The sequence below is a fragment of the Halomonas sp. YLGW01 genome, assembly GCF_014840935.1.
Taxonomy (GTDB): Bacteria; Pseudomonadota; Gammaproteobacteria; order Pseudomonadales; family Halomonadaceae; genus Onishia.
This window is the reverse complement of record NZ_CP062005.1, coordinates 507,222-534,080: the sequence shown is the minus strand read 5'-3', so window position 1 is coordinate 534,080 and position 26,859 is coordinate 507,222. Positions and strand designations below refer to the sequence as shown.

The 26,859-nt window shown below is 66.7% G+C and carries 26 protein-coding genes and 1 tRNA gene; 19 read left to right on the top strand and 8 right to left on the bottom strand.

Features of this window, described 5'->3' with window-relative positions; genetic code table 11:
- Positions 1 to 72: 72 nt before the first annotated feature.
- The 7 genes from IEJ03_RS02565 to IEJ03_RS02535 form a co-directional block, all read right to left on the bottom strand.
- Positions 73 to 528, bottom strand: a complete 456-nt coding sequence (locus tag IEJ03_RS02565) for a hypothetical protein (protein ID WP_192036166.1) — start codon at positions 526 to 528, stop codon at positions 73 to 75.
- Positions 525 to 2,459, bottom strand: coding sequence for a DUF927 domain-containing protein (locus IEJ03_RS02560; RefSeq protein ID WP_207116427.1), 1,935 nt, complete (start codon positions 2,457 to 2,459; stop codon positions 525 to 527). The genes IEJ03_RS02565 and IEJ03_RS02560 overlap by 4 nt, the downstream gene beginning before the upstream one ends.
- Positions 2,449 to 3,282 carry a toprim domain-containing protein gene (locus IEJ03_RS02555; protein ID WP_207116426.1) on the bottom strand — a complete coding sequence of 278 codons (834 nt, stop codon included), beginning with the start codon at positions 3,280 to 3,282 and terminating at the stop codon, positions 2,449 to 2,451. Before IEJ03_RS02555 ends, IEJ03_RS02560 begins: the two co-directional genes overlap by 11 nt.
- A 223-nt stretch (positions 3,283 to 3,505) precedes the next feature.
- Positions 3,506 to 3,763, bottom strand: a complete 258-nt coding sequence (locus tag IEJ03_RS02550) for a helix-turn-helix domain-containing protein (RefSeq protein ID WP_192036163.1) — start codon at positions 3,761 to 3,763, stop codon at positions 3,506 to 3,508.
- Positions 3,764 to 3,876: 113 nt separating this feature from the next.
- On the bottom strand, positions 3,877 to 4,521 hold the full coding sequence (locus IEJ03_RS02545) for a hypothetical protein (RefSeq protein WP_192036162.1): 645 nt from the start codon (positions 4,519 to 4,521) through the stop codon (positions 3,877 to 3,879).
- A gap of 96 nt (positions 4,522 to 4,617) precedes the next feature.
- Positions 4,618 to 5,898: a site-specific integrase gene (locus IEJ03_RS02540; RefSeq protein WP_192036161.1), complete on the bottom strand. Its 1,281-nt coding sequence runs from the start codon at positions 5,896 to 5,898 to the stop codon at positions 4,618 to 4,620.
- Positions 5,899 to 5,997: 99 nt separating this feature from the next.
- Positions 5,998 to 6,084: transfer RNA gene (locus tag IEJ03_RS02535), tRNA-Leu, on the bottom strand.
- Positions 6,085 to 6,241: 157 nt separating this feature from the next.
- Here IEJ03_RS02535 and queA point away from each other — a divergent pair.
- The 5 genes from queA (at position 6,242) to secF (ending at position 11,909) form a co-directional block, all read left to right on the top strand.
- Entirely contained in the window at positions 6,242 to 7,285 is a 1,044-nt protein-coding gene (gene queA / locus IEJ03_RS02530) for a tRNA preQ1(34) S-adenosylmethionine ribosyltransferase-isomerase QueA (RefSeq protein ID WP_192036160.1), read from the top strand.
- A 180-nt stretch (positions 7,286 to 7,465) separates the two neighbouring features.
- Positions 7,466 to 8,593: a tRNA guanosine(34) transglycosylase Tgt gene (tgt, locus tag IEJ03_RS02525; protein ID WP_192037145.1), complete on the top strand. Its 1,128-nt coding sequence runs from the start codon at positions 7,466 to 7,468 to the stop codon at positions 8,591 to 8,593.
- Positions 8,594 to 8,693: 100 nt separating this feature from the next.
- Positions 8,694 to 9,023 carry a preprotein translocase subunit YajC gene (gene yajC / locus IEJ03_RS02520; protein WP_192036159.1) on the top strand — a complete coding sequence of 110 codons (330 nt, stop codon included), beginning with the start codon at positions 8,694 to 8,696 and terminating at the stop codon, positions 9,021 to 9,023.
- 118 nt (positions 9,024 to 9,141) lie between these two features.
- Entirely contained in the window at positions 9,142 to 10,989 is a 1,848-nt protein-coding gene (secD, locus tag IEJ03_RS02515) for a protein translocase subunit SecD (protein WP_192036158.1), read from the top strand.
- Positions 10,986 to 11,909, top strand: coding sequence for a protein translocase subunit SecF (gene secF / locus IEJ03_RS02510; RefSeq protein WP_192036157.1), 924 nt, complete (start codon positions 10,986 to 10,988; stop codon positions 11,907 to 11,909). The genes secD and secF overlap by 4 nt, the downstream gene beginning before the upstream one ends.
- A 225-nt stretch (positions 11,910 to 12,134) precedes the next feature.
- Here the strand turns inward: secF and IEJ03_RS02505 are convergent, their stop codons facing one another.
- Positions 12,135 to 12,932: an inositol monophosphatase family protein gene (locus IEJ03_RS02505; RefSeq protein ID WP_192036156.1), complete on the bottom strand. Its 798-nt coding sequence runs from the start codon at positions 12,930 to 12,932 to the stop codon at positions 12,135 to 12,137.
- Positions 12,933 to 13,105: 173 nt separating this feature from the next.
- Between IEJ03_RS02505 and IEJ03_RS02500 the strand changes: the two genes are divergently transcribed.
- The 14 genes from IEJ03_RS02500 to der all read left to right on the top strand — a co-directional run bounded on the left by IEJ03_RS02500 (position 13,106) and on the right by der (position 26,806).
- Complete coding sequence (locus tag IEJ03_RS02500; protein WP_192036155.1) at positions 13,106 to 13,966, top strand: RNA methyltransferase; 861 nt, start codon at positions 13,106 to 13,108, stop codon at positions 13,964 to 13,966.
- A 119-nt stretch (positions 13,967 to 14,085) separates the two neighbouring features.
- A complete protein-coding gene (gene cysE / locus IEJ03_RS02495; protein WP_192036154.1) occupies positions 14,086 to 15,015 on the top strand; it encodes a serine O-acetyltransferase in 930 nt (309 codons plus the stop codon).
- A 177-nt stretch (positions 15,016 to 15,192) separates the two neighbouring features.
- Positions 15,193 to 15,672 carry a Fe-S cluster assembly transcriptional regulator IscR gene (gene iscR / locus IEJ03_RS02490; RefSeq protein ID WP_192036153.1) on the top strand — a complete coding sequence of 160 codons (480 nt, stop codon included), beginning with the start codon at positions 15,193 to 15,195 and terminating at the stop codon, positions 15,670 to 15,672.
- A gap of 29 nt (positions 15,673 to 15,701) precedes the next feature.
- Positions 15,702 to 16,850 (top strand): aminotransferase class V-fold PLP-dependent enzyme, encoded by a 1,149-nt coding sequence (locus IEJ03_RS02485; RefSeq protein ID WP_192036152.1) that lies wholly within the window; start codon positions 15,702 to 15,704, stop codon positions 16,848 to 16,850.
- Between the two features lie 106 nt (positions 16,851 to 16,956).
- Positions 16,957 to 17,283, top strand: coding sequence for an iron-sulfur cluster assembly accessory protein (locus IEJ03_RS02480; protein WP_192036151.1), 327 nt, complete (start codon positions 16,957 to 16,959; stop codon positions 17,281 to 17,283).
- Positions 17,284 to 17,512: 229 nt separating this feature from the next.
- Positions 17,513 to 17,941, top strand: a complete 429-nt coding sequence (gene ndk, locus IEJ03_RS02475; RefSeq protein WP_192036150.1) for a nucleoside-diphosphate kinase — start codon at positions 17,513 to 17,515, stop codon at positions 17,939 to 17,941.
- Between the two features lie 63 nt (positions 17,942 to 18,004).
- A complete protein-coding gene (gene rlmN / locus IEJ03_RS02470) occupies positions 18,005 to 19,135 on the top strand; it encodes a 23S rRNA (adenine(2503)-C(2))-methyltransferase RlmN (protein ID WP_192036149.1) in 1,131 nt (376 codons plus the stop codon).
- 130 nt (positions 19,136 to 19,265) lie between these two features.
- Entirely contained in the window at positions 19,266 to 20,033 is a 768-nt protein-coding gene (gene pilW, locus IEJ03_RS02465; RefSeq protein ID WP_192036148.1) for a type IV pilus biogenesis/stability protein PilW, read from the top strand.
- A gap of 29 nt (positions 20,034 to 20,062) precedes the next feature.
- Positions 20,063 to 21,082, top strand: coding sequence for a RodZ domain-containing protein (locus IEJ03_RS02460; RefSeq protein WP_192036147.1), 1,020 nt, complete (start codon positions 20,063 to 20,065; stop codon positions 21,080 to 21,082).
- Positions 21,083 to 21,088: 6 nt separating this feature from the next.
- Positions 21,089 to 22,204, top strand: coding sequence for a flavodoxin-dependent (E)-4-hydroxy-3-methylbut-2-enyl-diphosphate synthase (gene ispG / locus IEJ03_RS02455; RefSeq protein ID WP_192036146.1), 1,116 nt, complete (start codon positions 21,089 to 21,091; stop codon positions 22,202 to 22,204).
- Positions 22,205 to 22,232: 28 nt separating this feature from the next.
- Positions 22,233 to 23,531, top strand: coding sequence for a histidine--tRNA ligase (gene hisS / locus IEJ03_RS02450; protein ID WP_192036145.1), 1,299 nt, complete (start codon positions 22,233 to 22,235; stop codon positions 23,529 to 23,531).
- 67 nt (positions 23,532 to 23,598) lie between these two features.
- Positions 23,599 to 24,258 carry a tetratricopeptide repeat protein gene (locus IEJ03_RS02445; RefSeq protein WP_192036144.1) on the top strand — a complete coding sequence of 220 codons (660 nt, stop codon included), beginning with the start codon at positions 23,599 to 23,601 and terminating at the stop codon, positions 24,256 to 24,258.
- Positions 24,255 to 25,406, top strand: a complete 1,152-nt coding sequence (gene bamB, locus IEJ03_RS02440; RefSeq protein ID WP_192036143.1) for an outer membrane protein assembly factor BamB — start codon at positions 24,255 to 24,257, stop codon at positions 25,404 to 25,406. Before IEJ03_RS02445 ends, bamB begins: the two co-directional genes overlap by 4 nt.
- Positions 25,403 to 26,806, top strand: a complete 1,404-nt coding sequence (der, locus tag IEJ03_RS02435; RefSeq protein WP_192036142.1) for a ribosome biogenesis GTPase Der — start codon at positions 25,403 to 25,405, stop codon at positions 26,804 to 26,806. Before bamB ends, der begins: the two co-directional genes overlap by 4 nt.
- Positions 26,807 to 26,859: the final 53 nt, after the last annotated feature.

Sequence of the window (26,859 nt, the reverse complement as noted above, 5' to 3'; positions counted from 1 at the left end):
CAGATGGCGTATCGCGTAGCTGACATCGCCTGGCAGCAGTTCGCTGTAATGGGTGATGCCAGCCATGGCGGCTCAACCTGACTTTCTCACGTTGCCAAGTCTTTGTGGGGCCAGTGGCTCAGGGTAGGCTGGCCAAACCGCCTTGGCGGCCTCCACGGCAGCAGGGTCGTCAAGCAGGCGATGGGCATGCCTGCAGGCGGCCTCCACGTCGGGAGCCACTTCGAAGGCATCATCTATTACCGCGATCAGTTCAGCCCGTACTTGCCGACTCAGGGGCAACAGCGTTTCGCGTAGGCGATGCGCCAGTGCCGGCCTGAGGTCGCGGCCAGCATCAGCCAGAGCGGCCAGCAGCGTCTCGACCTCATGCGCAGGCCCCGCCTTGTCTTGCCGCTCCTCATTTTCGTAATGTCCCATGTGTCCGACGTGCCCCAACTGCTCAACCGTGCGGACTGGCGCCGGGACAGGTGCGGGACAGGTGGTGTCCCGTGATGTCCCAGCGAAGGCGCGGTAAACATCGTCCAGGCTCATGCCACGCTCTCCTCACATTCCACCGGGCGGATCGCGTAGACCCGGCGGCGGCTGCCGTTGATCCGAACGCGCACGGACCGGGCGCCAGCATCGCGCTCGACCAGCCAGCCGGCCACCTCCAGGGCTTCGGTGCCGCGCTTCAGGTCGAAGCCGCCCAGCGCCTCGCTCAAGCCCTCGCCGTTGAACAGATAGGTTCGGCCCTTGGCATCATCGCGCCACCAGCCGGCCCGGTTGTGGACCGTGGGGATATGGGCCGGGTCGCTCTCGACGCTGCTGAAACGGGCATCGCCATGTCGCTCGATGAAGCCGCCCACGCTGTCCAATATCTGCTCATACTCGGACCTCACGCCGCCCTGCCCGGCGGCCCATGCGTGGAACGCCTCGACAGCGGCGGCCATCGCCTCGCCCGGCTGCCAGCCCGTCAGCCCGTATTCGGTGGCCAGCTCGCCGGCCAGCCCTATCAGCGCCAGCACCTTGGCGGCCCGGCCTTGTAACGGGCGGGTCGAAGCGAAGCCGTCTACCTGGGCGAAGCGGTCCACCTCAGCAGCCAGGTCGCGCTCCTCGGCTACCAGCCGCTCGATGAACGCCGGCCCAAGGTGGCCATGGTGGCGCGTCACCTCGCTTTTCAGGTGATCCGCAAAGGCGCGACCATCGGCCAGGTGGTGCAGGGTGTCGAAGGCGCCGTGGGCGCGTTTGGCGGGTATATCCAGCAACCGGACGGCCTGCCCGGCAAGGGGGCGCTTGCCGGCCTCGCTCATGTGGGCGGCCAGGGTACGCTCGCCGCTGCTCAATACCGCGATGCGCCAGCGGTGCGGGCGCCTTGCAGTGCCGTTGCGGCTGGCGCGGGCCTTGCCGGTGCCATTGCCCAGGGCGTAGACGGTAGCGCCGATCTCGCGGCCGTCGGCCTCGCCTATCTCGTCCAGTATCAGCGCCGTGTCGCTCAGGGCTGCCGCGATGCCCTCCAGTCCGTTGCCGGTGGCGCGCCAGGTGCGCTTGAAGTCGGGACCGCCCCAGACGCTCGCAGCGACCTCCAGCAGCGTCGTCTTCCCGTTGGATGAATCGCCTACCAGATGAATGCCTGCCGTCTGCCGGTGCGTCAGGTACAGCAGCGGGCCGGCCAGGGCGGTGGACACGGCCAGCACCATTAGCGGGTTGCCGCTGCATAGCCGGCCAATCGCCTCGCGCCAGCTCATCAGGCTGCCGGCGGTGGCGTACTCGTCTTGGCCGGCCACCTCGCTCTGGAAGGTGATCCGGCGCGCCAGCTCGCCCTGGGCGATGGTGTGCCGGGGCATGACGAACGCCAGCGCCTCCTCGACGCGATGCCAACCCACACGGGTCGCGGCCACCACCACCTCATCGGGCGCCTGCCTCGCAGCCCATTGATTCAGCTCCTTAAAGGCGTCGGGCTCGATACGAACGCCCATGTCCAGCAGCTCGCCGCGCATCTCCTCACCGCTGCCCCTCAGCAGACGCAGCGGCATCGCCCATTGCCGCCACGGCCCATACAGCGGCTTGAAGCGCAGCAGCAGCCCATGGTTATCGCCACGCTCGTCATGGGTGGCGGCCAGACACTCGACGGGGGTGCAGACGCGCTTGTCGAAGGGCTCGGGGTCGCCGTCGCCCTTGGGAATGCGCTGCCCGTGGTAGTAAAGCCCCGGCGGCCCGTACTGGCTGGAGGTCAAGTAGCAGGCGAAGGTAGGGCGCACTGGCTCCTTCACCTTGGCCGGCGCCGCCTCGCTCGGGTCTACCTCGCGGGCGATGGGACACGTTGGGACAAGTGGTGTCCCGGTGGTGTCCCGGCGGGAAGCCGCGTCATTGCTGGGCTGGGACACGTGGGACACCTGGGACATGCCCAACGAGGTATGGGCGGGCTCAGTGTCAGGCTTTCCGAACATATCGACACTATCGGGGTCGAGGTACTCAGCCACCATGGCCACCTCCCAGCCGGCACAGGCGCACGTCGGCAAAGTCAGTACAGTGCCGGCAGCCCTCGCAGAACGACGGCATCAGCAGGTCAGCACCAATGGCTAGGGCGGCATGGCGGGCTTCAACCGAGCCCTTGTTGGGCTTGCCCTTGGCCGGCAGGTGGCGGTCATCATCACCGCAGATGGTGATGTCAGCATCAGGGAGCCGCTGGCGCAGGCGACGGGCGACCAAGGCCAGGTTGTCGGCGTTTCGAGCGACTACGACCGGGCAACCCATGACCTCGTGGAGCGCAGCGGCCGTTGACCAACCCTCAGCCACCAGCACGCGCCCAGCGCCGGTCAGGCGGCCGATCAGGCTAGCCACGCCCCTAACGCGGCCTCCTGCCAGGGTGCGCTTGTTCCCGTCGGGAAAGATGCGCTCCAAGTTGACCAGGCCGCCCTCGACATACAGAGGCACCAACAGCACCTTGCCGTGCTGGCGAAGAGCGTGGGGCGGTAGACGCTTGCGGGCCAGCCAGGGGTGGGCCGGATCGCCGGGAGCGGCCTCGGACCACCAGCGCCGGGCCTTCTCGGCGGCCTGGGCTTCACACTGCTGGCGCTTTCGATCGCGGCGGTCGCGCTCTCGTATAGCCTCCAGCCTTGACTGAGCCACGGCTTCAGAGTTGCTGACGTCGTTAAGCGTCACAACCTCAGAAACGTCCAGATGCCAAATGCCAAAGCTCGCCGCCTGGGGCGAATGGATGCGATACCAACCATTGCCGTTGCCCTTGGGCTTGTCGGGCGCGTCGAATCGCTCGAAGCGGCCTGACGCCTTGGGCGCCAACGTCACGCCATAGCCGGCTAATGCGTCGGCCAGCGCGACCTCGATGGTGCTATGTTTGGGGGGCGCTTTCGGCGGCGCTTCAATACGGGGCCTGCTCTTCTCAGGGGGATGAGACTTTTGATTTGAGGGAGTCATTGCTCGCCCTCCCCGGGTTTGCGGCGAACGCTTCGTCCACCTTGTCGAGTAATCCAGCGCCAAGCGCCAGCCAGTAGGCTTGAGAGCTCGAACATCACGTCCGCTCCCGCTGGGTTTGCTCCCAGCTCTCAACGTCGTGAAGTGACCAGCGAGTGAGGTTGCCCGCCAGCTTCACTGGCGCGGGAAAGCGGCCCTCACGTGACCAGCGCCAAATGGTGGCCTCATGGGTGCCGTAGCGGCGGGCTAGTTGCTTGACGGAGAACCAGAGACGCCAAGCATTGCTGGCGCCGCGCGGCTCCGGTGCAGTGGTGTCGTAGTCGCCGGTGGTGGCGGCTCGGGTGGGAATTGCCATGTGGCACTGCCTCGCTTTGTGAATTCACGAGGAGCATGGCGTGGCAGTTTGGCCGGTAGTTCTATATAGGGCGAGTGCCGTCCGTCATGGATGCGACATAGGGCTATGTCGCATCAAAAAGGGTCGCTTTCGCGCTCCTCGCGGGCGGCCAGTATCTCTTGCACCGTCTTGGCTATCGGCTCGTCATCCAGCTTCAGCCCGTGGCGCTGCAGCACCTGTTGAAGCATGACAGCGGCTTTGTAGGGCTCATCTGGCATCTCGCCGCCCAATACCTCAAGCGCCAGCCCTTCTATCAATTTCAGGTAGGTTTGCCGGCGCTTGTGGTGAAGGGGCTTGTCTTGCGGTGCGGCTGGCGCCTGGGTATTCGGTATGAGGCGCAATGCCTCAGGTATCTCTGCTGCAGGCACTGCTTGTTTTAGCCAGCGATAAAGCTCCTTTCTATCGAAGCTTAACCGTATCTCTGCATATGAGTGATAGCGCCAATCATTCTTACTAGGGTGAATCTTTCGCCAAGTATGAATAATTGGCTGGGGGACGAGAGCGTCTGTGTACTGCTGTACTTCATCATCCCCAACGAAAACTTTCGCTGGGGACAGGTGGCCTGCTTGTGCCTCTTCCACCAAGACCCGTCGCCACTCGTCGTATAAGCGGCCTGTGTAACTGTCAACAGTGGGAACTGCAGGATCAAAATCGGCGAGCAATGCAGCTACATCATCACATCGGATAACACTCAGTAGGTGCCATGGCGAAATGGCCATTGCGCTACTCCTCGCGCTTGCTCCAGGGAAGATTGGCCGGCGGGCGCGGTGGAGTCGCCGCGCTTTCGGGTGTACGGCCCTAACCGGCCAAATCGGTCATTCAGTGCCGCCTTTGCGGATCGCCGTTACCTTCTTGCCGCTGGCGCTGGCAGGGGTGGCCAGAAAGGTGGCCCACTGCTTCATCACTCGAGCCCGCTTTGCCAGCAGGTCGCCGCGCCGATAGGCGGCCTCGGCTTGGTTGCCGATGGCGTGGGCCAGGATCATCTCGGCAACGTCTTGCGGGGTAGCGGTGCGTTCTGCCATCCAGTCGCGTAGCGTGGACCTCATGCCGTGAACCGTCGCCTGCTCCTTTTCCCCCATGGCGGCCAGCAGGTCGGTCATTGCCCGGTCGGACAGCTTGCGCCCGCCATCGCGGGTGAATACCAGCCCTTCATCAGCCTGGGGCACCGAACGCAACAGCTCAACGGCAGCCTGCGCCAGCGGTACGCGATGCTCTCGGCGCCCCTTCATCCTCTCCGACGGTATCGCCCAGACCGCACCGGCCATGTCGATCTCCTCCCAGCGGGCGCCCAGCACCTCTCCGGAACGGCTGCCCGTTAGGATCGTAAACGCCAACGCCTTTGCCGGCATATCGTCCCGCTCGCTCAGCCGCGCCCAGAACGCCGGCATCTCATCAATGGGCATGGCGCGATGGTGTGCCTTCTTCTTGATCTTGGCTGGCGCCGGCAACACGGCATCCAGATTGCCTTTCCAGGTGGCGGGATTGGGGCCGGCGCGGTGGCCGTGGGCCGTCGCCCATGACATAACTGACTCGATGCGCTGGCGCACACGGGCGGCAGTAGTGGGCTTGCTCTGCCAAATAGGCTCAAGGGCTTTCTTGACGTGAACCAGTTCAATATCGGCCACACTCATATTGCCCAATGTTGGTAAGGCATATGCTTCCAGGCTTCGCCGCCACTGAGCGGCGTGCTTCGGATTGCTGGCTTCGGCCTGCTTCACTTTGATAACGGCCTCGGCGGCCTGGACGAAGGTAAGCCGGCGCAGCTCAGCAGCCAACCGGGCTTGTTTGGCGGCCTTGCGCTCTGCAAGTGGGTCGATGCCCTCGGCCAACATTTCGCGGACCTTGCGAGCCTTCTCGCGGGCCTGTGCCAGTGAGGTGTCAGGGTAGCCGCCTAGGCCATGGTCCCGGCGCACCTTGTAGGGCTTGCCGCTCTGGGCCAAGCGAGTCTCGCCGGTGGAATAGCGCAGTATCCACGACCGAGCGCCGCTCTTATCGACACGCAGTAGTAGGCCAGCAACATCTCCCACGGCGTGATAGCCAGGGGTAGCGATGCGCTTCACTTCAAGGGCAGACAGGGGATGGGCTTTCTTTGACATGGCCGCTTACCAACATCCTTACCAACATAGGTAGTGTTATTGGATGCTAGTTTATGCCACGCGAGGCCACAAGGCAGGGAGGGTAACTACTTGATTTAGTGGTGCCGGTGGTCGGACTCGAACCGACACGCCTGTTAGGGCGGCGGATTTTGAATCCGCTGCGTCTACCAATTCCGCCACACCGGCAGCGGGGACGCATTATACGGCAGCCACCTCGCAGGTCAATCGCAAACGCACCGCAAGCGACTGACTTCACTGGCGGGAACGGGTATCCTAGGCGCCTTGTCCGAATGGTCCAGCACCATTCCTGCACCGCCTTAGCTAGCCCGAGTCGATATCTCCCATGCAGCGCGCCGATTTCCATTACGAGCTTCCCGACGAGCTGATCGCCCGTTACCCCTCCGAGCGTCGCAGTGACTGCCGCCTGTTGTGCGTCGATGGCGCCTCGGGGGCGCTTGACCACCGCCGTTTCCCGGACCTGCTCGAGATCCTCGAGCCGGGCGACCTGCTGGTGTTCAACGACACCCGAGTGATCCCGGCCCGCCTGCACGGCCAGAAGGCCAGCGGCGGCCGCGTCGAAATGCTGCTCGAACGGCCGCTGGATGCCCACCGCGGCCTGGCGCATATCCGCGCCAGCAAGTCGCCGAAGCCGGGCACCGAGCTGATCTTCGAGGGCGATGTGCGCGCCGTGGTGGAAGGCCGCCAGGATGCTCTGTTCGAGCTGCGCTTCCTCGGCGACACGCCGCTGATCGCGCTGCTCGAGGCCCACGGCCACATGCCGCTGCCGCCCTACATCACCCGCGAGGACGAGCTGGCCGACCGCGAGCGCTACCAGACCGTCTACGCGCGGCGCGATGGCGCGGTGGCCGCCCCCACCGCCGGCCTGCACTTCGATGAGCCGATGATGGCAGCACTCGAGGAGAAGGGCATCGAGAGCGCCTTCGTCACCCTGCACGTGGGCGCCGGCACCTTCCAGCCGGTGCGCGCCGACGACATCCGCGACCACCACATGCACAGCGAGTGGATCGAGGTCGACGAGGCCGCCTGTGCCAAGGTCCGCGAGGCCAAGGCCCGCGGCAATCGGGTGGTGGCGGTGGGCACCACCGGCGTGCGCTGCCTGGAATCGGCCTGCATGAAGAGTGAAACCGGCGAGATCGCGCCCTACCGCGGCGAGACCGACATCTTCATCTATCCGGGCTATGAATGGCGCTGCGTCGATGCGCTGGTCACCAACTTCCACCTGCCGGAGTCGACGCTGATGATGCTGGTGGCTTCCTTCGCGGGCTTCGAGCCGGTGATGAACGCCTACCGGGCCGCGGTCGAGGAGCGCTACGCCTTCTTCAGCTATGGCGACGCCATGTTCCTGACCCGCGCCGACGCCGGCTAGCGACATCCGACAAGCGATACTCGACCGCCGATACCCGACAGCCGATATCTCATTCGCCAAGGCCCGACGCATCGGGCCGCTCGTCTTCTGGCGCACCCACTATTCGAGGGCGATCCTTGTCGCCCGCCCCTTTCGAGAAAGCCTTCATGCGAGAGAGCCTTCATGCGTAACGAATGCTTCATGACCTTCGAGCGCCTGGCCACCGACGGCCGGGCCCGCCGCGGCCGCCTGAGCTTCCCCCGCGGCACCGTCGAGACCCCGGCCTTCATGCCGGTGGGCACCTACGGCACCGTCAAGGGCATGACACCCCAGTCGGTCGAGGAGATCGGCGCCGAGATCATCCTCGGCAACACCTTCCACCTGTGGCTGCGCCCGGGCACCGAGGTGATCGAGGAACACGGCGACCTGCATGACTTCGCCCAGTGGGACAAGCCGATCCTCACCGACTCCGGCGGCTTCCAGGTCTTCTCGCTTGGCGAGATGCGCAAGATCACCGAGGAAGGGGTGCATTTCCGTTCGCCGGTCGACGGCTCCAAGGTCTTCATGGGGCCCGAGGAATCCATGGCGGTGCAGCGCTCGCTGGGCTCGGACGTGGTGATGATCTTCGATGAGTGCACGCCCTACCCGGCCACCCATGACGAAGCCAAGCGCTCGATGGAGATGTCGCTGCGCTGGGCCAAGCGCTCCCGCGACGCCCACGGCGACTCGCCCTCGGCGCTGTTCGGTATCATCCAGGGCGGCATGTACCCGGACCTGCGCGAGGCCTCGCTCAAGGGCCTCGATGAGATCGGCTTCGACGGTTACGCGATCGGCGGACTGTCGGTGGGCGAGCCCAAGGAAGAGATGATCAAGGTGCTCGACTACCTGCCCGAGTGGATGCCGGACGACAAGCCGCGCTACCTGATGGGCGTGGGCAAGCCGGAGGATCTGGTCGAGGGTGTGCGCCGCGGCGTCGACATGTTCGACTGCGTGATGCCGACCCGCAACGGCCGCAACGGCCACCTGTTCACCTTCGAGGGCACGGTCAAGATCCGCAACGCCCGGCATCGCCACGATACGGCACCGCTGGAAGCCGACTGCGACTGCTACACCTGCAAGCACTTCTCGCGGGCCTACCTGCATCACCTGGATCGCTGCAACGAGATGCTCGGTTCGATGCTCAACACCATCCACAATCTGCGCCATTATCAGCGCCTGATGGACGGTTTGCGCGGTGCCATCGAAGCGGGTACATTGGCAAACTTTGTAGAAGCATACTATGGTCGCCGCGGGCTGTCGGTTCCACCGCTGGAACAAAGCCCCGAATGACGGGGTCGCAGGCCCGTCTGCACCGAATCTGACGGCCGGGTGATGCGCTCATCATCCGGCCATTCTGGACCCTAGCAACCCTCTCAGGAGAACCAACAACATGCTGGACTTCCTCATTTCCCCGGCACACGCCGAAGGCGGCGCGGCCGCAGGCGGCGGTATCGCCCAGATCGTCATGCTGGGCGGCTTCGTGCTGATCTTCTACTTCCTGCTGTGGCGCCCCCAGGCCAAGCGGGCCAAGCAGCACAAGCAGCTGATCGCCGGCCTGTCCAAGGGTGACGAAGTGGTCATCGGCGGCGGCATGCTGGGCCGGATCACCAAGGTGGCCGACGAGTTCATCTCCATGGAAATCGCCGAAGGCACCGAGATCAACGTGCAGAAGAACGCCGTTGCCTCCGTCCTGCCCAAGGGCACCATCAAGTCCATCTGATCTCGCACCCCGGCACCGCCGGCGGGCAGGCCCGCGCCCGCCCGTCGGCGGTGCGCCGGTGGCGACCCCCTCTTTCGCTCTCGCGATGTCGCCATGTTAGCTACAAGGCAGGGCCTGCATGCTTAACCGTTACCCCCTATGGAAGTATCTGCTGATACTTCTTGTCCTCGCCGTCGGCCTGGTCTATTCGCTCCCCAATCTCTTCCCCGCAGACCCCGCGGTGCAGATCAGCCCCGCAAGCGGCGGCGAGGATCTCAGCGAATCCCAGCTGGAGCGGGTTCAGACCGCCCTGGCCGATGCCGACATTTCCCTCAAGTCCACCGAACGCGATGCCACCAGCGTCCTGTTGCGTCTCGATCGCGCCTCCGACCAGATGCGCGCCCGTGGCGTGGTCGACGGCCTGCTCGATGACGACCATGTGGTCGCGGTGAACCTGGCCGAGTCGACGCCCGACTGGCTCGCCAACCTGGCCGCCTCGCCGATGACCCTGGGCCTCGACCTGCGCGGTGGCGTGCACTTCCTGCTCGAGGTCGACATGGACGCCGCGGTGACCCAGCGCCTCGAGGTCAACGCCAGCGCCATGCGCGAGACCCTGCGCGACGAGCGCATCCGCTACCGCAACACCGAGATCGACGGTCGCACGCTGAGCCTGGACTTCATGAACGCCGAGGATCGCGACGAGGCGAGGAGCCTGATCAGCCGCGACTTCCCGGACTTCCAGTATGAAGAGAGCGAGGCGGATCGCGGCGCGACCCTGGTGATGACCTTAAGCGATCAGGCAGTCCAGGAAATCCAGGACTACGCGATCAACCAGAACCTGACCACCCTGCGCAACCGCGTCAACGAGCTAGGCGTGGCCGAGCCGCTGGTGCAGCGCCAGGGCCCCAACCGCATCGTGGTCGAGCTGCCCGGCGTGCAGGACACCGCCGCCGCCAAGCGCGTGGTGGGTGCGACCGCCAACCTGGAGTTCCGCCTCGAGGCCCGCCCGGACACCCCGGCGCAGGAAACCGAGAGCCTCGAGTTCCGCTCCAGCCCGCGCACCGCCGAGCTGATGCGCGACGTCATCATCACCGGCGACAGCGTCTCCAGCGCCACCCGCAGCTTCGATGAGAACGGCCGTCCCCAGGTCAACATCGACCTGGACGGCACCGGCGGCACCCTGATGAACCGGGCGACCCGCTCCAACATCGGCCGCAACATGGCCGTGGTGTTCATCGAGCACAAGACCCGCGACCGAACCGTGATGCAGGACGGCAAGCCGGTGGTGGTGCGCGACCCCTACACCGAACGCGGCATCATCAGCCTGGCCACCATCCAGAGCGCCCTGGGCAACAGCTTCCGCATCACCGGACTGGATTCCCCCACCGAGGCCGCCGAGCTGTCGCTGCTGCTGCGCTCGGGCTCGCTGGCCGCGCCCATCTACTTCGTGCAGGAACGCACCATCGGCCCGAGCCTCGGTCAGGACAACATCGACCGCGGCGTGCTCTCGGTGCAGATCGGCCTGCTCTTGGTGGTGGCCTTCATGCTGCTGCGCTACAAGGCCTTCGGCGTGATCGCCAACGTGGCCCTCGGCATCAACCTGGTGCTGGTGATCGCCGCCATGTCGATGCTCGGCGCCACCCTGACGCTGCCCGGCATCGCCGGTATCGTGCTGACGCTCGGCATGGCCGTGGACGCCAACGTGCTGATCTTCGAGCGCATACGCGAGGAGCTGCGCACCGGCCTCTCGGTGCAGCAGGCGATCCACGCCGGCTATGAACGCGCCTTCACCTCGATCGTCGACGCCAACCTGACCACCCTGCTGGTGGCGCTGATCCTGTTCTCGATCGGCACCGGCCCGGTCAAGGGCTTCGCCGTGACCCTGTCGCTGGGCATCCTGACCTCGATGTTCACCGCCCTGATGGTGACCCGCGCCATGGTCAACCTGACCGTCGGCGGCAAGCCACTCAAGACACTCTGGATATGAGGAGCCTCGCGATGCGACAGTTCGATTTCATGGGCAAGCGCCGCCTGGCCTTCATCACCTCGGCGGTGCTACTGCTGATCGCCTTGGGCTCGCTGGCCGTGCAGCAGCTGAGCCTGGGGCTCGACTTCACCGGCGGCACCCTGGTCGAGGTCAGCTACGCCACGGCGCCGGCGCTGGACAGCGTGCGCCAGGTGCTGGAGGCCGCCGGCTTCCAGGACATCTCGGTGCAGACCTTCGGCGCCGCCGACGAGATCCTGATCCGCCTGCAGCAGGCCTTCGACCCCAACGTGGGCCAGCAGGTCACCGACCTGCTGCGCCAGGGCGGCGATCAGGTCTCGCTGGTGCGGGCCGAGTTCGTCGGCGCCCAGGTCGGCGAGCAGCTGCGCGACCAGAGCGGGCTCGGCATGCTGGTGGCGCTGGGCATGGTGATGCTCTACGTGGCCTTCCGCTTCCAGTACAAGTTCGCCATCGGCGCGCTGCTGGCGCTGGTTCACGACGTGATCCTGGTGCTCGGTGCCTTCTCGCTGTTCCAGATCGAGTTCGACCTGACCGTGCTGGCCGCGGTGCTGGCGGTGATCGGCTACTCGCTGAACGACACCATCATCGTCTACGACCGGATCCGCGAGAACATCCGCACCTCGCGCATCGATGACATGCCGGCGATCTTCAACGACGCCATCAACCAGACCCTGAGCCGGACACTGGCGACCTCCGGCACCACGGTGCTGGTGCTGCTGGCACTGCTGATCCTGGGCGGCGACATGATCCACAACTTCGCCGTGGCGCTGCTGATCGGTATCGGCGTCGGTACCTTCTCGTCGATCTACGTCGCCTCGGCGCTGCTGCTGCCCTTGAAGCTTGTGCGCACCGACCTGATCCCGGCGCCGAAGGAAAACGAGGACGCCGAGGAGCTGCCCTGAGCGGCAGCCTATTCCACCGGCCTTGCGTCATGTAACTGACGGCCCCTCGCGCCCCCGCTCCTCGAGTGGGGGCATTTTTTTGTCGGCCCGTTAGTTGTCGGCCCTGTAGTTGTCGGCCCCTCGCTCGTCACGCTTCCGCCCCCGAACCATCGCCACAAAAAAACCCCACACGCCTGGGCGTGTGGGGCTTCGTCTATCTCTCTTACTCGAACGCTCGGTGCAGGCTCAGACCATGTGCGGCTTGAGCTGCTGCATCAGTGCCTTGTAGAGGCGCGGGCCGGCGGCCATCAGCTGACCCTCGATCTCGACGCTGGGGCCGCCATCGGGGGTGCCCATCAGGGCGCCGGCTTCCTTGAGCAGCAGGGTGCCGACCAGCTTGTCCTGCTCCTCGAGGCCGAGCACGAAGGCCGCATCGCAGCGACCGCTGGCCAGTTCGGCCAGGTCGAGCAGGCCGCTGCCGGTGGCGAGCTGGGTCTCGATCTGCGGGCCGAGCTGCTGCACCAGGGTCAGATAGGTCGGCAGGTGACGCGGGCGCAGCCACAGCTCCGGCAGACCCAGCGCCAGGCGCGAGCCGGCGATGGCGGTGGTCTTGGGCACACGAATGCGCTTGCCGTTGCGCTGGGCACCGCGGCCACGGCTGGCCAGGAACTCGGTATCGGCGAACGGGCAGATCACGATGGCATGTTCGGGGCGTCCCTTGACCAGGCACACCAGCGACATCGCGAAGCCGCTGCCGGCGACGCTCAGGTTGGAATAGCCGTGGAAGGGTTCGATCTTCCAGTGATGATCGCCGCCTTCACCCTCGCCTTCGCGGTAGGGGATATAGCGACCGGAGATGCCATGCTCGGGATAGCCGCGGGAGAGCTGGTTGGCGACCAGCGTCTCGACGTTGCGGCCCGCGTCTTCGAGCAGACGGTCGAGATTGTGTTCATCATGGGAGTTTTCGATACGCTCGCGGATACGCACGAACTGTTCAGCGGCACTACGCATGGCGCGCAGGCCGAATTGGACCATCGGATGCATGATCGGGCCTTCGAGGAGTCGGGTACTGTTAAAGAACGGTGACGCAAATCGGGGCGTATCCTAGCAGATTCGCCACTCCTTCGCCATCGACACCCCCGGTCAGGGGCCGCCAGGAGCCGGTGGTACATGCTAGACTATGTCGCCCATCGTCACCCAAGACAGGCCCAGGCCCCATGCTCGAGCGCATTCGCATCGTCCTCATCGGCACCAGTCACCCCGGCAATATCGGCGCCACCGCCCGCGCCATGCACAACATGGGCCTCGCCGACCTGGCCCTGGTCGCGCCGCGCGGCGAATCGCGCTCGGCGGAGGCCATATCCCGGGCCTCGGGGGCCGATAAGATCCTCCACCACGCCCCGGTGTACGACGACCTGGAAAGCGCCGTGGCCGACTGTCGGCTGGTGGTCGGTGCCAGCGCCCGATCGCGCACCCTGCCCTGGCCGATGATCACGCCCCGCGCCCTCGGCGAACGGCTGCCGGCGGAACTGGCGGATCCCGAATCGCGGGTGGCGCTCGTGTTCGGCCGCGAGGACACCGGCCTGACCAATGCCGAGCTGCAGCGCTGCCATGCCCACGTGCATATCCCCACCAACCCGGACTACAGCTCCCTGAACCTGGCCGCCGCGGTGCAGGTGCTGGCCTACGAGTGCCGTCTGGCCTGGCTGGAGCATGGACAGCCCGCGTCGTCATCGCCGTCAGAAGCCGATACTGACTCGGCAACGGCAACCTCGGCAGCGGCGACAGGGCGCGACGCCGAAGCGGAGCAGGCGGCGGCGAGCGCCGAGCACGAGGCGGTCTTCGGCATCGCCTGGGATCACCCGCCGGCCAGCCACGCCGACCTGGAGCGCTTCTTCGAGCACCTGGAGCGCACCCTGATCACCCTCGAGTTCCACGACCCGGACAAGCCCCGCCAGCTGATGGCCCGGCTGCGCCGGCTGTACCTGCGCGCCCGCCCGGACCAGATGGAGATCAACATCCTGCGCGGCATCCTCAGCGCCACCGAGAAGAAGACCGCCCCCAGGGATCAGGGCTGATAACAGAGCGTCTGCATAAGCTGACGTGAGAGGCCGCCTTGCAGCGGACAATCGGCGCCCCAATAATCAGGGTCCGCTCGGCTCCTGCGCGCCGACTCTCTTCCACAAGGATTTGCCGCATGTTTCGTCGTCTGCGAGAAGATATCAACAGCGTGTTCGCCCGAGACCCGGCGGCGCGCAACTTCCTGGAAGTGCTGACCAACTATCCGGGCCTGCATGCCCTGCTGGCACACCGGCTGAGCCACTGGCTGTGGCAGAAGAACCTGAAGTGGCTGGCCCGCACCCTGTCGCAGCTGTTCCGCTGGCTGACCGGCATCGAGATCCACCCGGGGGCTACCATTGGCCGGCGCTTCTTCATCGATCACGGCATGGGCGTGGTGATCGGCGAGACCGCCGAGGTCGGCGACGACGTGACCCTCTACCAGGGCGTGACCCTGGGCGGCACCAGCTGGAACAAGGGCAAGCGCCACCCGACCCTGGAAGACGGCGTGATCGTCGGCGCCGGGGCCAAGATCCTCGGCCCCTTCACGGTGGGCGCCGGCGCCAAGATCGGCTCCAATGCGGTGATCACCAAGGCGGTGCCGGCTGGCGCCACCGTGGTCGGCATCCCCGGCAAGATCGTCAAGCGCGAGGAGCCCGACAGCGAGGCCGTCCTCGACGTCGACCCGGCCCGCCGCGAGGCGATGCGCCAGAAGTTCGGCTTCGATGCCTACGGCGTCAGCCAGGACATGCCCGACCCGGTGGCGCGCTCGATGCAGGCGATGCTCGATCACATGCACGCCGTCGACGGGCGCATCGAGCTGATGTGCACCACCCTGCGCCGGCTCGATCACAGCTACCGCGCCGGCCAACTGCCGGAGCTGCGCGATGAGGACTTCGAAGGCGTGCTTGCCGACGTCGACAGCTGCTGCCCGCCTATCGATGACGAGGCCGACCGGGGCAATGATCGAGACAAGAACCAAAGCAACGATCAGGGCAAGGAGCGAGACCGGGGTCGTGACATGGCCACCGAGGCAGCGCCCCGCCGGCAGGGCGGCACCGGCACCTGAGGCCATGCGGCCGGCCGACGTACTGCCAGCGCGGCGCGGCCTAGCGATGCGCGGCCCAGCGGGGCCCGACCCAATTGTTGACCGTGATACTCGGGATTCTCATAATGGCTCCCTAACGATCATCCTTCGGTCCGCCATGAGCGGGCCGGCCCTCGACCCTCTGCGTGCGACACTGCCATGCGCTTGACCACCAAAGGACGCTACGCCGTCACCGCGATGCTCGATCTGGCGATGAATGGCGCCGCCACGCCCACCAGCCTGGCCGATATCTCCAAGCGTCAGGAGATCTCGCTGTCCTACCTCGAGCAGCTGTTCTCGCGTCTGCGCCGTGCCGGCCTGGTCAAGAGCGTGCGCGGCCCCGGGGGCGGATATCTGCTGGCCGGCGAGGCCGGCGACATCTCGGTGGCCCGGGTCATCGACGCGGTCAACGAGTCGGTGGACGCTACCCGCTGCCAGGGGCTTTCGGACTGCCAGCAGGGCGATACCTGCCTGACACATCACCTCTGGTGCGATCTCTCCAAGGAGATCCACGGCTTCCTAGACGGCATCACCCTCGGTGAGCTGGTCAAGCGCCATGAGGTCAAGCACATCGCCAAGCGTCAGCGGCTGCGTGCCGATGCGGACACCATCGCCGTATCCTCGCCGACGGCGTCCTGACCCCGACTCCTCACTGATACCGGATCACCATGAGCGCTCCCGTCTATCTCGATTATGCCGCCACCACCCCCGTCGACCCGCGGGTCGCCGAGGTCATGGCCCGTCATCTGACCCTGGATGGCACCTTCGCCAACCCGGCGTCGCGCAGCCATATCGCCGGCTGGCTGGCCGAACAGGCGGTCGAGGGCGCACGCCGCCAGGTCGCCGACCTGATCGGAGCCGACCCTCGGGAGATCGTCTGGACCAGCGGCGCCACCGAGGCCGACAACCTGGCGCTGACCGGCTTCATGCGCGCCAATCGCGCCCGAGGGCGTCACCTGGTGACCTCGATCATCGAGCACAAGGCGGTCATCGACACCGCCAAGGCTCTCGAGGCGGAAGGCTTCGAGGTGACCTGGCTCACGCCCGGCGCCGACGGCCGGATCACGCCGGATCAGCTGGCTGATGCCATGCGCGACGATACCGTGCTGGTGTCGCTGATGGCGGTCAACAACGAGCTCGGCACCATCAACGATCTCACCGCCCTTGCCGAGGTGGTGCATGCCCGCGGCGCGACCTTCCATGTCGATGCCGCCCAGGCACCGGGCAAGCTGCCTCTCGACGCCGCCGCCATGGGGATAGATCTGTTGTCGCTGTCGGCCCACAAGGCCTATGGCCCCAAGGGCATCGGCGCCCTCTATGTGCGCCGCGACCCGGACCTGCGCATCGAGGCCCTGATCCACGGCGGCGGCCACGAGCGCGGCATGCGCTCGGGCACCCTGCCGACCCATCAGATCGTCGGCATGGGCGAGGCCTTCGCTCAGGCGGCCAGCGAAGGCGAGGTCGATCGTGCCCACGCCAGCGCCCTGCAGCAGCGTTTCCTTGCTGGCCTCGAGGGCCTCGAGGGCCTGCATCGCAACACCGACACCCGGGTGTCGGTGCCGCACATCATCAACCTGGCCTTCAGCGGCCTGGACGGCGAGTCGCTGCTGATGGCGCTGCGCGGCCTGGCGATTTCCACCGGGTCGGCCTGCAACTCGGCGAGCGTCGAGCCGTCCTATGTACTGAAGGGCATCGGCGTGCCCCGGGCACAGGCGCTGGCCTCGCTGCGGTTCAGCGTTGGCCGCTTCACCACCGAAGCCGACATCGATACCGCCATCGCCGAGCTCCAGCACGCCGTACCGGCGCTGCGTCGCTGACGGCCTCACGTGGAGTTCCGTGACAGCACACAGGCCGTTCGCTGACACGATCTTTGCGCACCCTTTGCACCACCACGCACCCGACACCTACAAGGAGGCTCGCACCATGGCCCATCTTTCGATCACTCCCGCCGCCGCCAGCCAGATCCGTCAGGTGCTCGACGAGCGCGGCCACGGCCTCGGCCTGCGCGTCTCGGTCAAGCCGAGCGGCTGCTCCGGCTACAGCTACGTGCTCGACTTCGCCGACGAACAGGGCGACGAGGACGTGACCTTCGAGGAGCACGGCGCGGCCGTCTATGTCGCCCCCGAGGCCCTCGAGATGCTCGACGGCAGCGAGGTCGACTACGTCTCGGAAGGCCTCAACCGCTTCTTCCGCTTCAACAACCCCAACGTCAAGGATCAGTGCGGCTGCGGCGAAAGCTTCACCGTCTGAGCCACGCGCCCGGGCCCGCGCGCCTATAGCCTGTGGGAGCGAGGTGGTCGAAGATTGTCCCCCGCGGACTTCCGGCGTTATAATCCGCGCCTCATCGGCCGCCGAGCGCGGCAGATCCACGATTTTCGACGCGCCGCCCGTGGCATGCACCGCTCGTGTGTCGCTGCGGGCGGCGCGCCGTCCTATGAAGTTCCCGACGCTTCCAACCCCCCTTACGGAGACCTGTCCCATGGCTACCGAACGCACGCTGTCCATCATCAAGCCCGATGCCGTTTCCAAGAACGTGATCGGTGAGATCTACACTCGCTTCGAAAAGGCCGGCCTCAAGGTCGTCGCCGCCAAGATGATCCACCTCTCCCAGGAGAAGGCCGAAGGCTTCTACGCCGAGCACAAGGAACGCCCCTTCTTCGGCGCCCTGACCGGCTTCATGACCTCCGGCCCGGTGATGGTTCAGGTGCTGGAAGGCGAGAACGCGATCGCCGTCAACCGTGACCTGATGGGCGCGACCAACCCGAAGGAAGCCGAAGCCGGCACCATCCGCGCCGACTTCGCCGAGTCCATCGATGCCAACGCCGCTCATGGCTCCGACTCCGCCGAGTCCGCCGAGCGTGAAGTGGCCTACTTCTTCGGCGCCGACGAGATCTGCCCGCGCGGCTGATAGCGTCTCCACGCGGGAGGCCCGGCCTCCCGCGTACCGCCCACCGACCCCGCGATGCCCACCATGACTGCCACGACCGACACCCCGTCCCGCACCAATCTGCTCGGCCTGTCCCGAGAACAGATGGAATCCTTCTTCCTGTCCATTGGCGAGAAGAAGTTCCGCGCTGCCCAGCTGATGAAGTGGATTCATCAGGAAGGCTGTGACGACTTTGCCGCCATGACCAACCTGTCCAAGGCCCTGCGCGAACGCCTGGCCGAGGTGGCCGAGATCCGTGGCCCCGGCGTGGTCTATGAAGGCACCTCCAGCGACGGGACCCGCAAATGGGTACTCGAGGTCGAGGACGGCAGCTACGTGGAAACCGTGCTGATCCCGGCCGAGAACGGCAAGCGCCGCACCCTGTGCGTATCCTCCCAGGTCGGCTGCTCGCTGGACTGCAGTTTCTGCTCCACGGGCAAGCAGGGCTTCCAGCGCAACCTTACCGCCGCCGAGATCATCGGTCAGGTATGGGTCGCCCAGCGCAGCGTGGGCCCGCGCCGCGACACCGCCAATCGCCCGGTCACCAACGTGGTGATGATGGGCATGGGCGAGCCGCTAATGAACTACGATGCCGTCGTGCCGGCCATGAAGCTGATGCTCGACGACAACGGCTACGGCCTGTCCAAGCGTCGCGTCACCCTGTCGACCTCCGGCGTGGTGCCGAAGCTCGACCAGCTCGGCGACGAACTCGACGTGAGCCTGGCCATCTCGCTGCACGCCGCCACCGACGAGCTGCGCAGCGAACTGGTCCCGCTTAACCGCAAGTACAACATCCGTTCCCTGCTCGATGCCTGCCAGCGTTACCTGGCCAAGTGCGACGACACCCGCATCGTGACCATCGAGTACACCCTGATCAAGGACGTCAACGACCAGCAGGAGCATGCCGAACAGCTCGCCGAACTGCTCCGGGAGCTGCCGTGCAAGATCAACCTGATCCCGTTCAACCCCTTCCCGCACTCGGGCTACGAGAAGCCGTCCCGCAACCAGACGATGCGCTTCCAGCAGTGGCTCTACGAACTGGGGTATACCGCACCGGTGCGCAGCACCCGCGGCGATGATATCGATGCCGCCTGCGGCCAGCTGGTCGGCCGGGTCAAGGACCGCACCAAGCGCCACGAGCGCTACATTCAGTCGATCCAGCTCGACGCCGACTGACGCCCCGGGTGCGCTTGACTTCAACTAGGCAGAACGCTTTGATGAACAAGCCTTATCGGCCACGCCGACACTCCTGGCAGCGTGGCCGGCCGCAACCCGGGACGCCTCCAACATGTCGCAAGAAATGCCCATGACACGCCGTCATCGCCTACCGACCGGCCCCAGGCGAGGCCCCCTGTTCGCCGCCCTGCTATGCGTGGCGTGGCTGGGCGGCTGCGCGACTACCGCGGTTCCGCAACAGGACAACCAGGACGAGGCCGTGGAGGCCTACACCCGCCTGGGCACGGCCTACCTCGAACGCAATAACCTGCCGCGGGCCACTCGCGCCCTCAACCGGGCCCTCGAGGTCGCCCCCAACGACCCCGAGGCGCTGCAGGCCATGGCGATGATCTTCCAGCGTCAGGACGAGATCGCGCTGGCCGAGGAATACTTCCGTCGCGCCCTGGACGCCGCCCCCGACGCGACCCGGGCACGCAACAATTTCGCCGCCTTCCTGTATGCTCAGGGGCGGACGCGTGACGCCTGCAAGCAGCTGGCGCTCGCCAGCGAAGACACACAATACGCCAATCGTGCCCAGCTGTTTGCCAACCTGGGCCAGTGCCGGCGCGATCTGGGCCAGACGGAGGAGGCGCGGGAGGCCCTGGAGCGGGCCAAGGTCATCGACCCGCGCCAGCCCAGAAGCTATCTGCTGCTGGCACGACTTGAACATGCGCAGGGGCATCAAGCCCGTGCCTGGGACAACATCCAGGCGCACATGCGCCTGGCAGGCATCACGTCGGACAACCTGGCCCTGGCGCAGGATATCGCGCTGGCCCGGGGCGACACCGAGCGGGCCGATTTCTATGCCCGCCAGCTCGTGCCGTCAGGCTCCGCGGACGCCTCCCGTGGCACGCCCTGAAACCGCTTCTCGATCAAGGATGCTCAGTCATGAGCGACATGCACGACAACGACACCGTCGATAGGGCCCGCCAGGCATCCCCCGGTGACATGCTGCGCAGTGAACGCGAGCAACAGGGGCTTTCCCTGGACGAGGTCGCCACCTCCCTGAACCTGCGCCCCGCCGTGGTCGCCGGCCTGGAGCAGGACGACTACGAGCAGGTACCGGTGGTGGCCTACCGCCGCGGGTACCTGCGCGCCTATGCCCGGCTGCTGGGCATCGACGAGGCCGGCGTGCTGGATGCCTATCGCGCCGTCAACGGCACCACCGAGACCGAGCGTCGCGTCACGCCGGTCAAGATCGCCAAGCCGCCCTCCAAGCTCGGCGCCTGGCTGTTCAAACTGGTCACCCTGGTGGTGATCCTGGGGCTGGCCGGCCTGACTCTCTTGTGGTGGCAGAGCCGCGACGGCAGCGGCCTGCCGGGCCTTAGCGACAACGAGCCGGTCGCCGTGGATACCCTGGACGGCACCGCCGTGACCGAGGAGCCCACCGCCATCGAGCCGACCCCCGAAGGCACGGCCGACGAGCAGATGCCGCCGCTGCCCGCCGAGGACGATGCCCTGGGGCTGACCGACGGCGCCGCCGAGAGCGAGACCGCCAGCACGACGGACACCGCTCAGCCCACCACCGGCGACGCGCCCACGGCGGCAGAGACCGTCAACGCCGCACCCGCCGTGGCCGAAACACCCGACGCCCAGTCCACGGCTCAGTCCTCAGACAGCGCCACGACCGCTCCCGACGCGACCGAGGACCCGGCCACCGCCGGCCCCGACCTGCTCGAGCTGACCTTCAACGAGCAGTCCTGGACCGAGATCTTCGACGCCAACAACGAGCGCATCTTCGTCGGCCTGCAGTCGGCCGGCAGCACCGCCCGCGCCGAGGGCGTGCCGCCCTTCCGCCTGACCATCGGCAACGCCAGCGGCGTCGAGCTGCGCTACCGGGGCGAGGCCGTCGATCTGGCCGAATATGCCGGCCGCAACAACGTCGCCCGCTTCAGCCTAGGAGAATGATTTCGCATGCACGCGCAGTCTCCCATCGTTAGACGCCGCTCCCGCCAGATTCATGTCGGCAACGTGCCCGTGGGCGGCGATGCGCCGATCTCGGTGCAGAGCATGACCAACACCGACACCCTGGACGTGGCCTCCACCGTCGGCCAGATCCAGCAGCTCGAGGCCGCCGGCGCCGACATCGTGCGCGTCAGTGTGCCGGACATGGACGCCGCCGAGGCCTTCGGCCGCATCAAGCGCGAAGTGAACGTGCCGCTGGTCGCGGACATCCACTTCGACTACAAGATCGCCCTGCGCGTCGCCGAGCTCGGCGTCGACTGCCTGCGCATCAACCCCGGCAACATCGGCCGTGAGGACCGCGTCAAGGCAGTGGTCAGCGCCGCCCGCGACAACGGCATCCCGATCCGCATCGGCGTCAATGCAGGCTCCCTGGAGAAGGACCTGCAGAAGAAGTACGGCGAACCGACCCCGGCGGCCCTGGTCGAATCGGCGATGCGCCATATCGATCACCTCGACCGTCTCGACTTCCAGGAATACAAGGTCAGCGTCAAGGCCTCCGACGTCTTCATGGCGGTGGCCGCCTACCGCGATCTGGCGACCCGCATCGAGCAGCCGCTGCACCTGGGGATCACCGAGGCCGGCGGCCTGCGCTCGGGCACGGTCAAGTCATCGATCGGCCTGGGCATGCTGCTGATGGACGGCATCGGCGACACCATTCGCGTGTCGCTGGCCGCCGACCCGGTCGAGGAGATCAAGGTCGGCTTCGACATGCTCAAGAGCCTCAAGCTGCGCGCCAAGGGCATCAACTTCATCGCCTGCCCCAGCTGCTCACGGCAGAACTTCGACGTCATCGGCACCATGAACGCCCTCGAGGAACGCCTCGAGGACGTCATGACGCCGCTGGATGTCTCGGTGATCGGCTGCGTGGTCAACGGTCCCGGGGAAGCCAAGGAAACCGATGTCGGTCTGACCGGTGGCTCCCCGGCCAACCTCGTCTATCTGGACGGCAAGCCGGCCAGCAAGCTGCGCAACGACCATCTGGTCGACGATCTTGAGGCCCTGATTCGCGAACGGGTCCGCCTCAAGGAGCAGGCCGAGCAGGACGTCATCGCCCGGGACGCCTGAGCCCGACGACCCCCTCAAGGAGCAAGCATTGAGTAAGAAGATCCAGGCCATCCGTGGCATGAACGACCTGCTGCCGGACCAGTCGCCCCTGTGGCAGTACTTCGAGGGCCAGGTCCGCGCCCTGATGGGCCGCTACGGCTATGACGAGATCCGCACCCCGGTGGTCGAGCAGACCGCGCTGTTCAAGCGCTCGATCGGCGAGGTCACCGATATCGTCGAGAAGGAGATGTACACCTTCGAGGATCGCAACGGCGACAGCCTGACCCTGCGTCCCGAGGGCACGGCGAGCTGCGTGCGCGCGGCCATGGAACAGGGCCTTCTGCACAACCAGACCCAGCGGCTGTGGTACCAGGGTCCGATGTTCCGCCACGAACGCCCCCAGAAGGGCCGCTATCGGCAGTTCCACCAGGTCGGCATCGAGACCTATGGCCTCGAAGGCCCGGACATCGACGCCGAGGTCATCCTGCTCTCGGCGCGGCTGTGGAAGCAGCTCGGCCTCGACAAGCACGTGACCCTGGAGCTCAACTCGCTAGGCTCCAGTGAGGCCCGCGCCGCCTATCGCGACCTGCTGGTGGCCTACTTCGAGCAGCACGCCGACGCCCTCGACGAGGACTCCAGGCGGCGCCTCGGAAGCAACCCGATGCGCATCCTCGACTCCAAGAACCCGGCGATGGCCGAGGTGATCGAGGGCGCGCCCAAGCTGATGGATCACCTCGACGAGGACTCCCGCGCCCACTTCGAGCAGCTGACCGCGATCCTCGATGCCGCCGGCATCGACTACGTGGTCAACCCGCGCCTGGTGCGCGGCCTCGATTACTACTCGCGCACCGTCTTCGAGTGGACCACCACCGCGCTCGGCAGCCAGGGCACGGTCTGTGCCGGCGGCCGCTACGACGGCCTGGTCGAGCAGCTCGGCGGCAAGCCGACCCCGGCGGTCGGTTTCGCCATGGGCGTCGAGCGGCTGATCCTTTTGCTCGAGACCCTCGAGCTGGTGCCCGACGAGGCGCGTCCGCCGCTGGACGTCTATGTGCTCGGCATGGACACTGCGGCCACCCGCAGCGCCCTGCTGCTCGGCGAGACCCTGCGCAGCGCCCTGCCCGAGCTGCGGGCCCAGGTGCACTGCGGCGGCGGCAGCTTCAAGAGCCAGATCAAGAAGGCCGACAAGAGCGGCGCCCGGCTCGCGCTGTTGATCGGCGAGGAAGAGCTCGCCGAGAATGCCGTGACCGTCAAGTTCCTGCGCGAGGACCGCGAGCAGCAGCGCCTGTCCCGCGAGACCCTCGCCGAGGTCCTGCCGGCGCTGGTCGACCGGCCGCTGGGCCACGCCTGACCATCCATGATGCCCATCCCCGCGCCGGCTGCCGGCGCGGCGGGTCACTGACGCAAGGAGACCGCCCGTGGCGGAGCTGAACACCGAAGAAGAACAGCTGGAGGCCATCAAGCGCTGGTGGAAGGAAAACGGCACCTCGCTGATCGCCGGCGTGGTCATCGCCGCCGCCGGGATCTTCGGCTGGAAGGCCTGGCAAGGCTATCAGGCCAACCAGGCCGAGGCCGCCTCCATGCGCTACCAGCAGCTGCTGACCCTGGCCAGCCAGCCGACGCTTGAAGACGCCGCCCTGGCCCAGGCCCGCGAACAGGTGACCGCCCTCAACGACGAGCATGGCGGCAGCCTCTACGCCGACCTGGCCACGCTGATCGAGGCACGCCTGGCGGTGGCCGATGGCGACCTGGCCGGCGCCCGTGCGGCCCTGTCCGCGCTGATCGAAGGCACCGAGCGTGGCTACCTGAAGGACCTGGCGCGGCTGCGTCTGGCCCGCCTTGAGCTGGCCGCCGACGAAGCCGACACGGCGCTTGCCACCCTGGACGCCATCGCAAGCAAGGCCCTCGACGCCCAGCGCCTGGAGCTACGTGGCGACGCCCAGCTGGCGCTCGGCAACCAGGACGAGGCCCGCGACGCCTATCGCGAGGCGCTGGCCACCGCCGAGGCAGGCGGTCAGCCCCTGTTCGGCACAAGGCTCAAGCTCGACAACCTCGGCGCAGAGGAAGCCACGCTATGAAATCGACCCTGGTGATCGCCCTGGCGTCACTTGGCCTGCTCGCCGGCTGCGCCGGTCAGGTCGAACCCGAGACCCCGCCCAAGGAGCTCACCAGCTTCACCGAGCGCGTGACGCTGGATAACCTCTGGTCGCTCCAGGTCGGCGACGGCCTGGGCGAGGCGCGCTACCCGATCAGCCCGGCCCAGGACGGCGACACCCTGTTTGCCGCCGATGCCGAGGGCGAACTGATGGCCATCGATGCTGCCAACGGCAAGCGTCGCTGGACGGTCACGCTGGATCATCCCGTCTCCAGCGGCCTGACCGCCGTGGCCGAGCGACTCTATCTCGGCACCCGCAATGGCGAGGTGCTGGCCATCGATCAGGCCAATGGCAAGGTGCTGTGGCGCTCCCGGGTGCCCAGCGAAGTGCTGGCCGCGCCCCAGCCCAACCAGCAGCAGCTCGTCGTGCAGAGCGTCGACGGCAGCGTGACGGCGCTCGAGCGCGAGAGCGGCGCCGAGCAATGGGTCTACACCACCAGCGACCCGGCGCTGACCCTGCGTGGCACCGGCACCCCCCGAGTCATCGAGCCGGTGACCTTCGCCGGCTTCGCCAACGGCCGGGTCGCGACCCTGGATAACCGCAGCGGCCAGCCGCTGTGGGAACAGCGCATCGCCGTGCCCAAGGGCCGTAGCGAGGTGGATCGCCTGATCGATCTCGATGGCGAACCGCTGCTGACCCGCGACGGTCGGCTCTATCTGACCAGCTACCACGGTCGCCTGGTGGCCCTGGAGGCCCAGAGCGGCGAGCTGATCTGGGAGCGCGATATCTCGAGCTACCTGTCGCCGCTGCTGGTCGGCGAGACCCTCTTCATCATCGACGATGCCAGCCATGTGCTGGCGCTGGACGCCCTGTCCGGCCAACTCAAATGGCGCAGCAACACCCTCGAGGGTCGCCAGCTGACTGCCCCGGCCTTCGCCGATGGCAAGCTGGTGCTCGGCGACTTCGAAGGCTATGTGCACCTGCTCGATGCCACCGACGGCCGCCTGGCCGGTCGCGAGCACATCGATAGCTCAGGCATCAGCCTGCGCCCCCTCACTGACGGTCGGCGCATCCATGCGCTGGCCAACGACGGGCGCCTCGAGGCGCTGGAGATCCGCGAACTACCATGAATCCTGTCATCGCCCTGGTCGGCCGACCCAATGTCGGCAAGTCCACGCTCTTCAACCGCCTGACCCGTTCGCGGGACGCCCTGGTGGCCGATTTCCCGGGCCTCACCCGTGACCGCAAGTACGGCAACGGGGCGCTCGGCGACAAGACCTACACGGTGATCGATACCGGCGGCATCAGCGGCGACGAGCAAGGCATCGACGCCGCCATGGCCGAACAGTCGCTGCTGGCCATCGACGAGGCCGACATCGTGCTGTTCATGGTCGACGGCCGCGCCGGCCTGAACGTCGCCGACGAGGCCATCGCCAACCACCTGCGGGTCAACCAGAAGAAGACCTGGCTGGTGGTCAACAAGACCGACGGCCTGGATGAAGACACCGCCTCCGGTGACTTCTGGGGACTGGGCATCGGCGACCCGCGCCCGATCGCCGCGGCCCACGGCCGCAACGTCACCTCGCTGATCGAGGAAGTGCTCGCACCCTTCCCCGAGCGTGAGGCCAATGCCGCGCCCCCCGACCTGAGCAACGGCATCCGCATCGGCGTGATCGGCCGGCCCAACGTCGGCAAGTCGACCCTGGTCAATCGCCTGCTCGGCGAGGACCGGGTGGTGGTCTTCGACGAGGCCGGCACCACCCGCGACGCCATCGAGATCCCCTTCGAGCGCCGCGGCAAGCCCTATGTACTGGTGGACACCGCTGGTGTGCGCCGGCGCAAGAACGTCAAGGAGATCGCCGAGAAGTTCTCGATCATCAAGACCCTCGACGCCATCAAGGAGTGCCATGTCGCGATCATGGTGCTGGACGCGCGCTCCGGCCTGGTCGAGCAGGACCTGCATCTGCTCGACTATGTGCTGAGCTCCGGGCGCGCCCTGGTGCTAGCGGTCAACAAGTGGGACGGCCTGGAGGCCGAGGCCAAGGACAAGATGCGCGCCGCCATCAAGCGCCGCCTGGGCTTCGCCGACTATGCCGAGATGCACTTCATCTCGGCCCTGCACGGCACCGCGGTGGGCGATCTCTATCCGTCCATCGACCGCGCCTTCGCCTCCGCCAACAGCCACTGGTCGACCAACCGACTGACCAACATCCTGCAGGATGCGGTCACCGAGCATCAGCCGCCGCTGGTCCATGGCCGCCGCATCAAGCTGCGCATGGCGCACCAGGGCGGCAGCAATCCGCCGATCATCGTCGTCCACGGCAACCAGACCGAGGCGCTGCCGGAAGCCTACAAGCGCTTCCTGACCAACACCTTCCGCAAGGTGCTCAAGGTGCGCGGCACACCGATCCGCTTCGAGTTCCGCTCCGGCAAGAACCCGTATGACAACATGGCCGGCGCCGGCGATCGCGAGAAGGCCAAGAAGCGCGAGCTCAACCGGACCAAGGAAGCCCGCAAGAACCGCCGCTAGCGTTCTCACCCCCACCGTCCCCATGCGCCTGCCCCCGCCCGACCTCGTCCGGC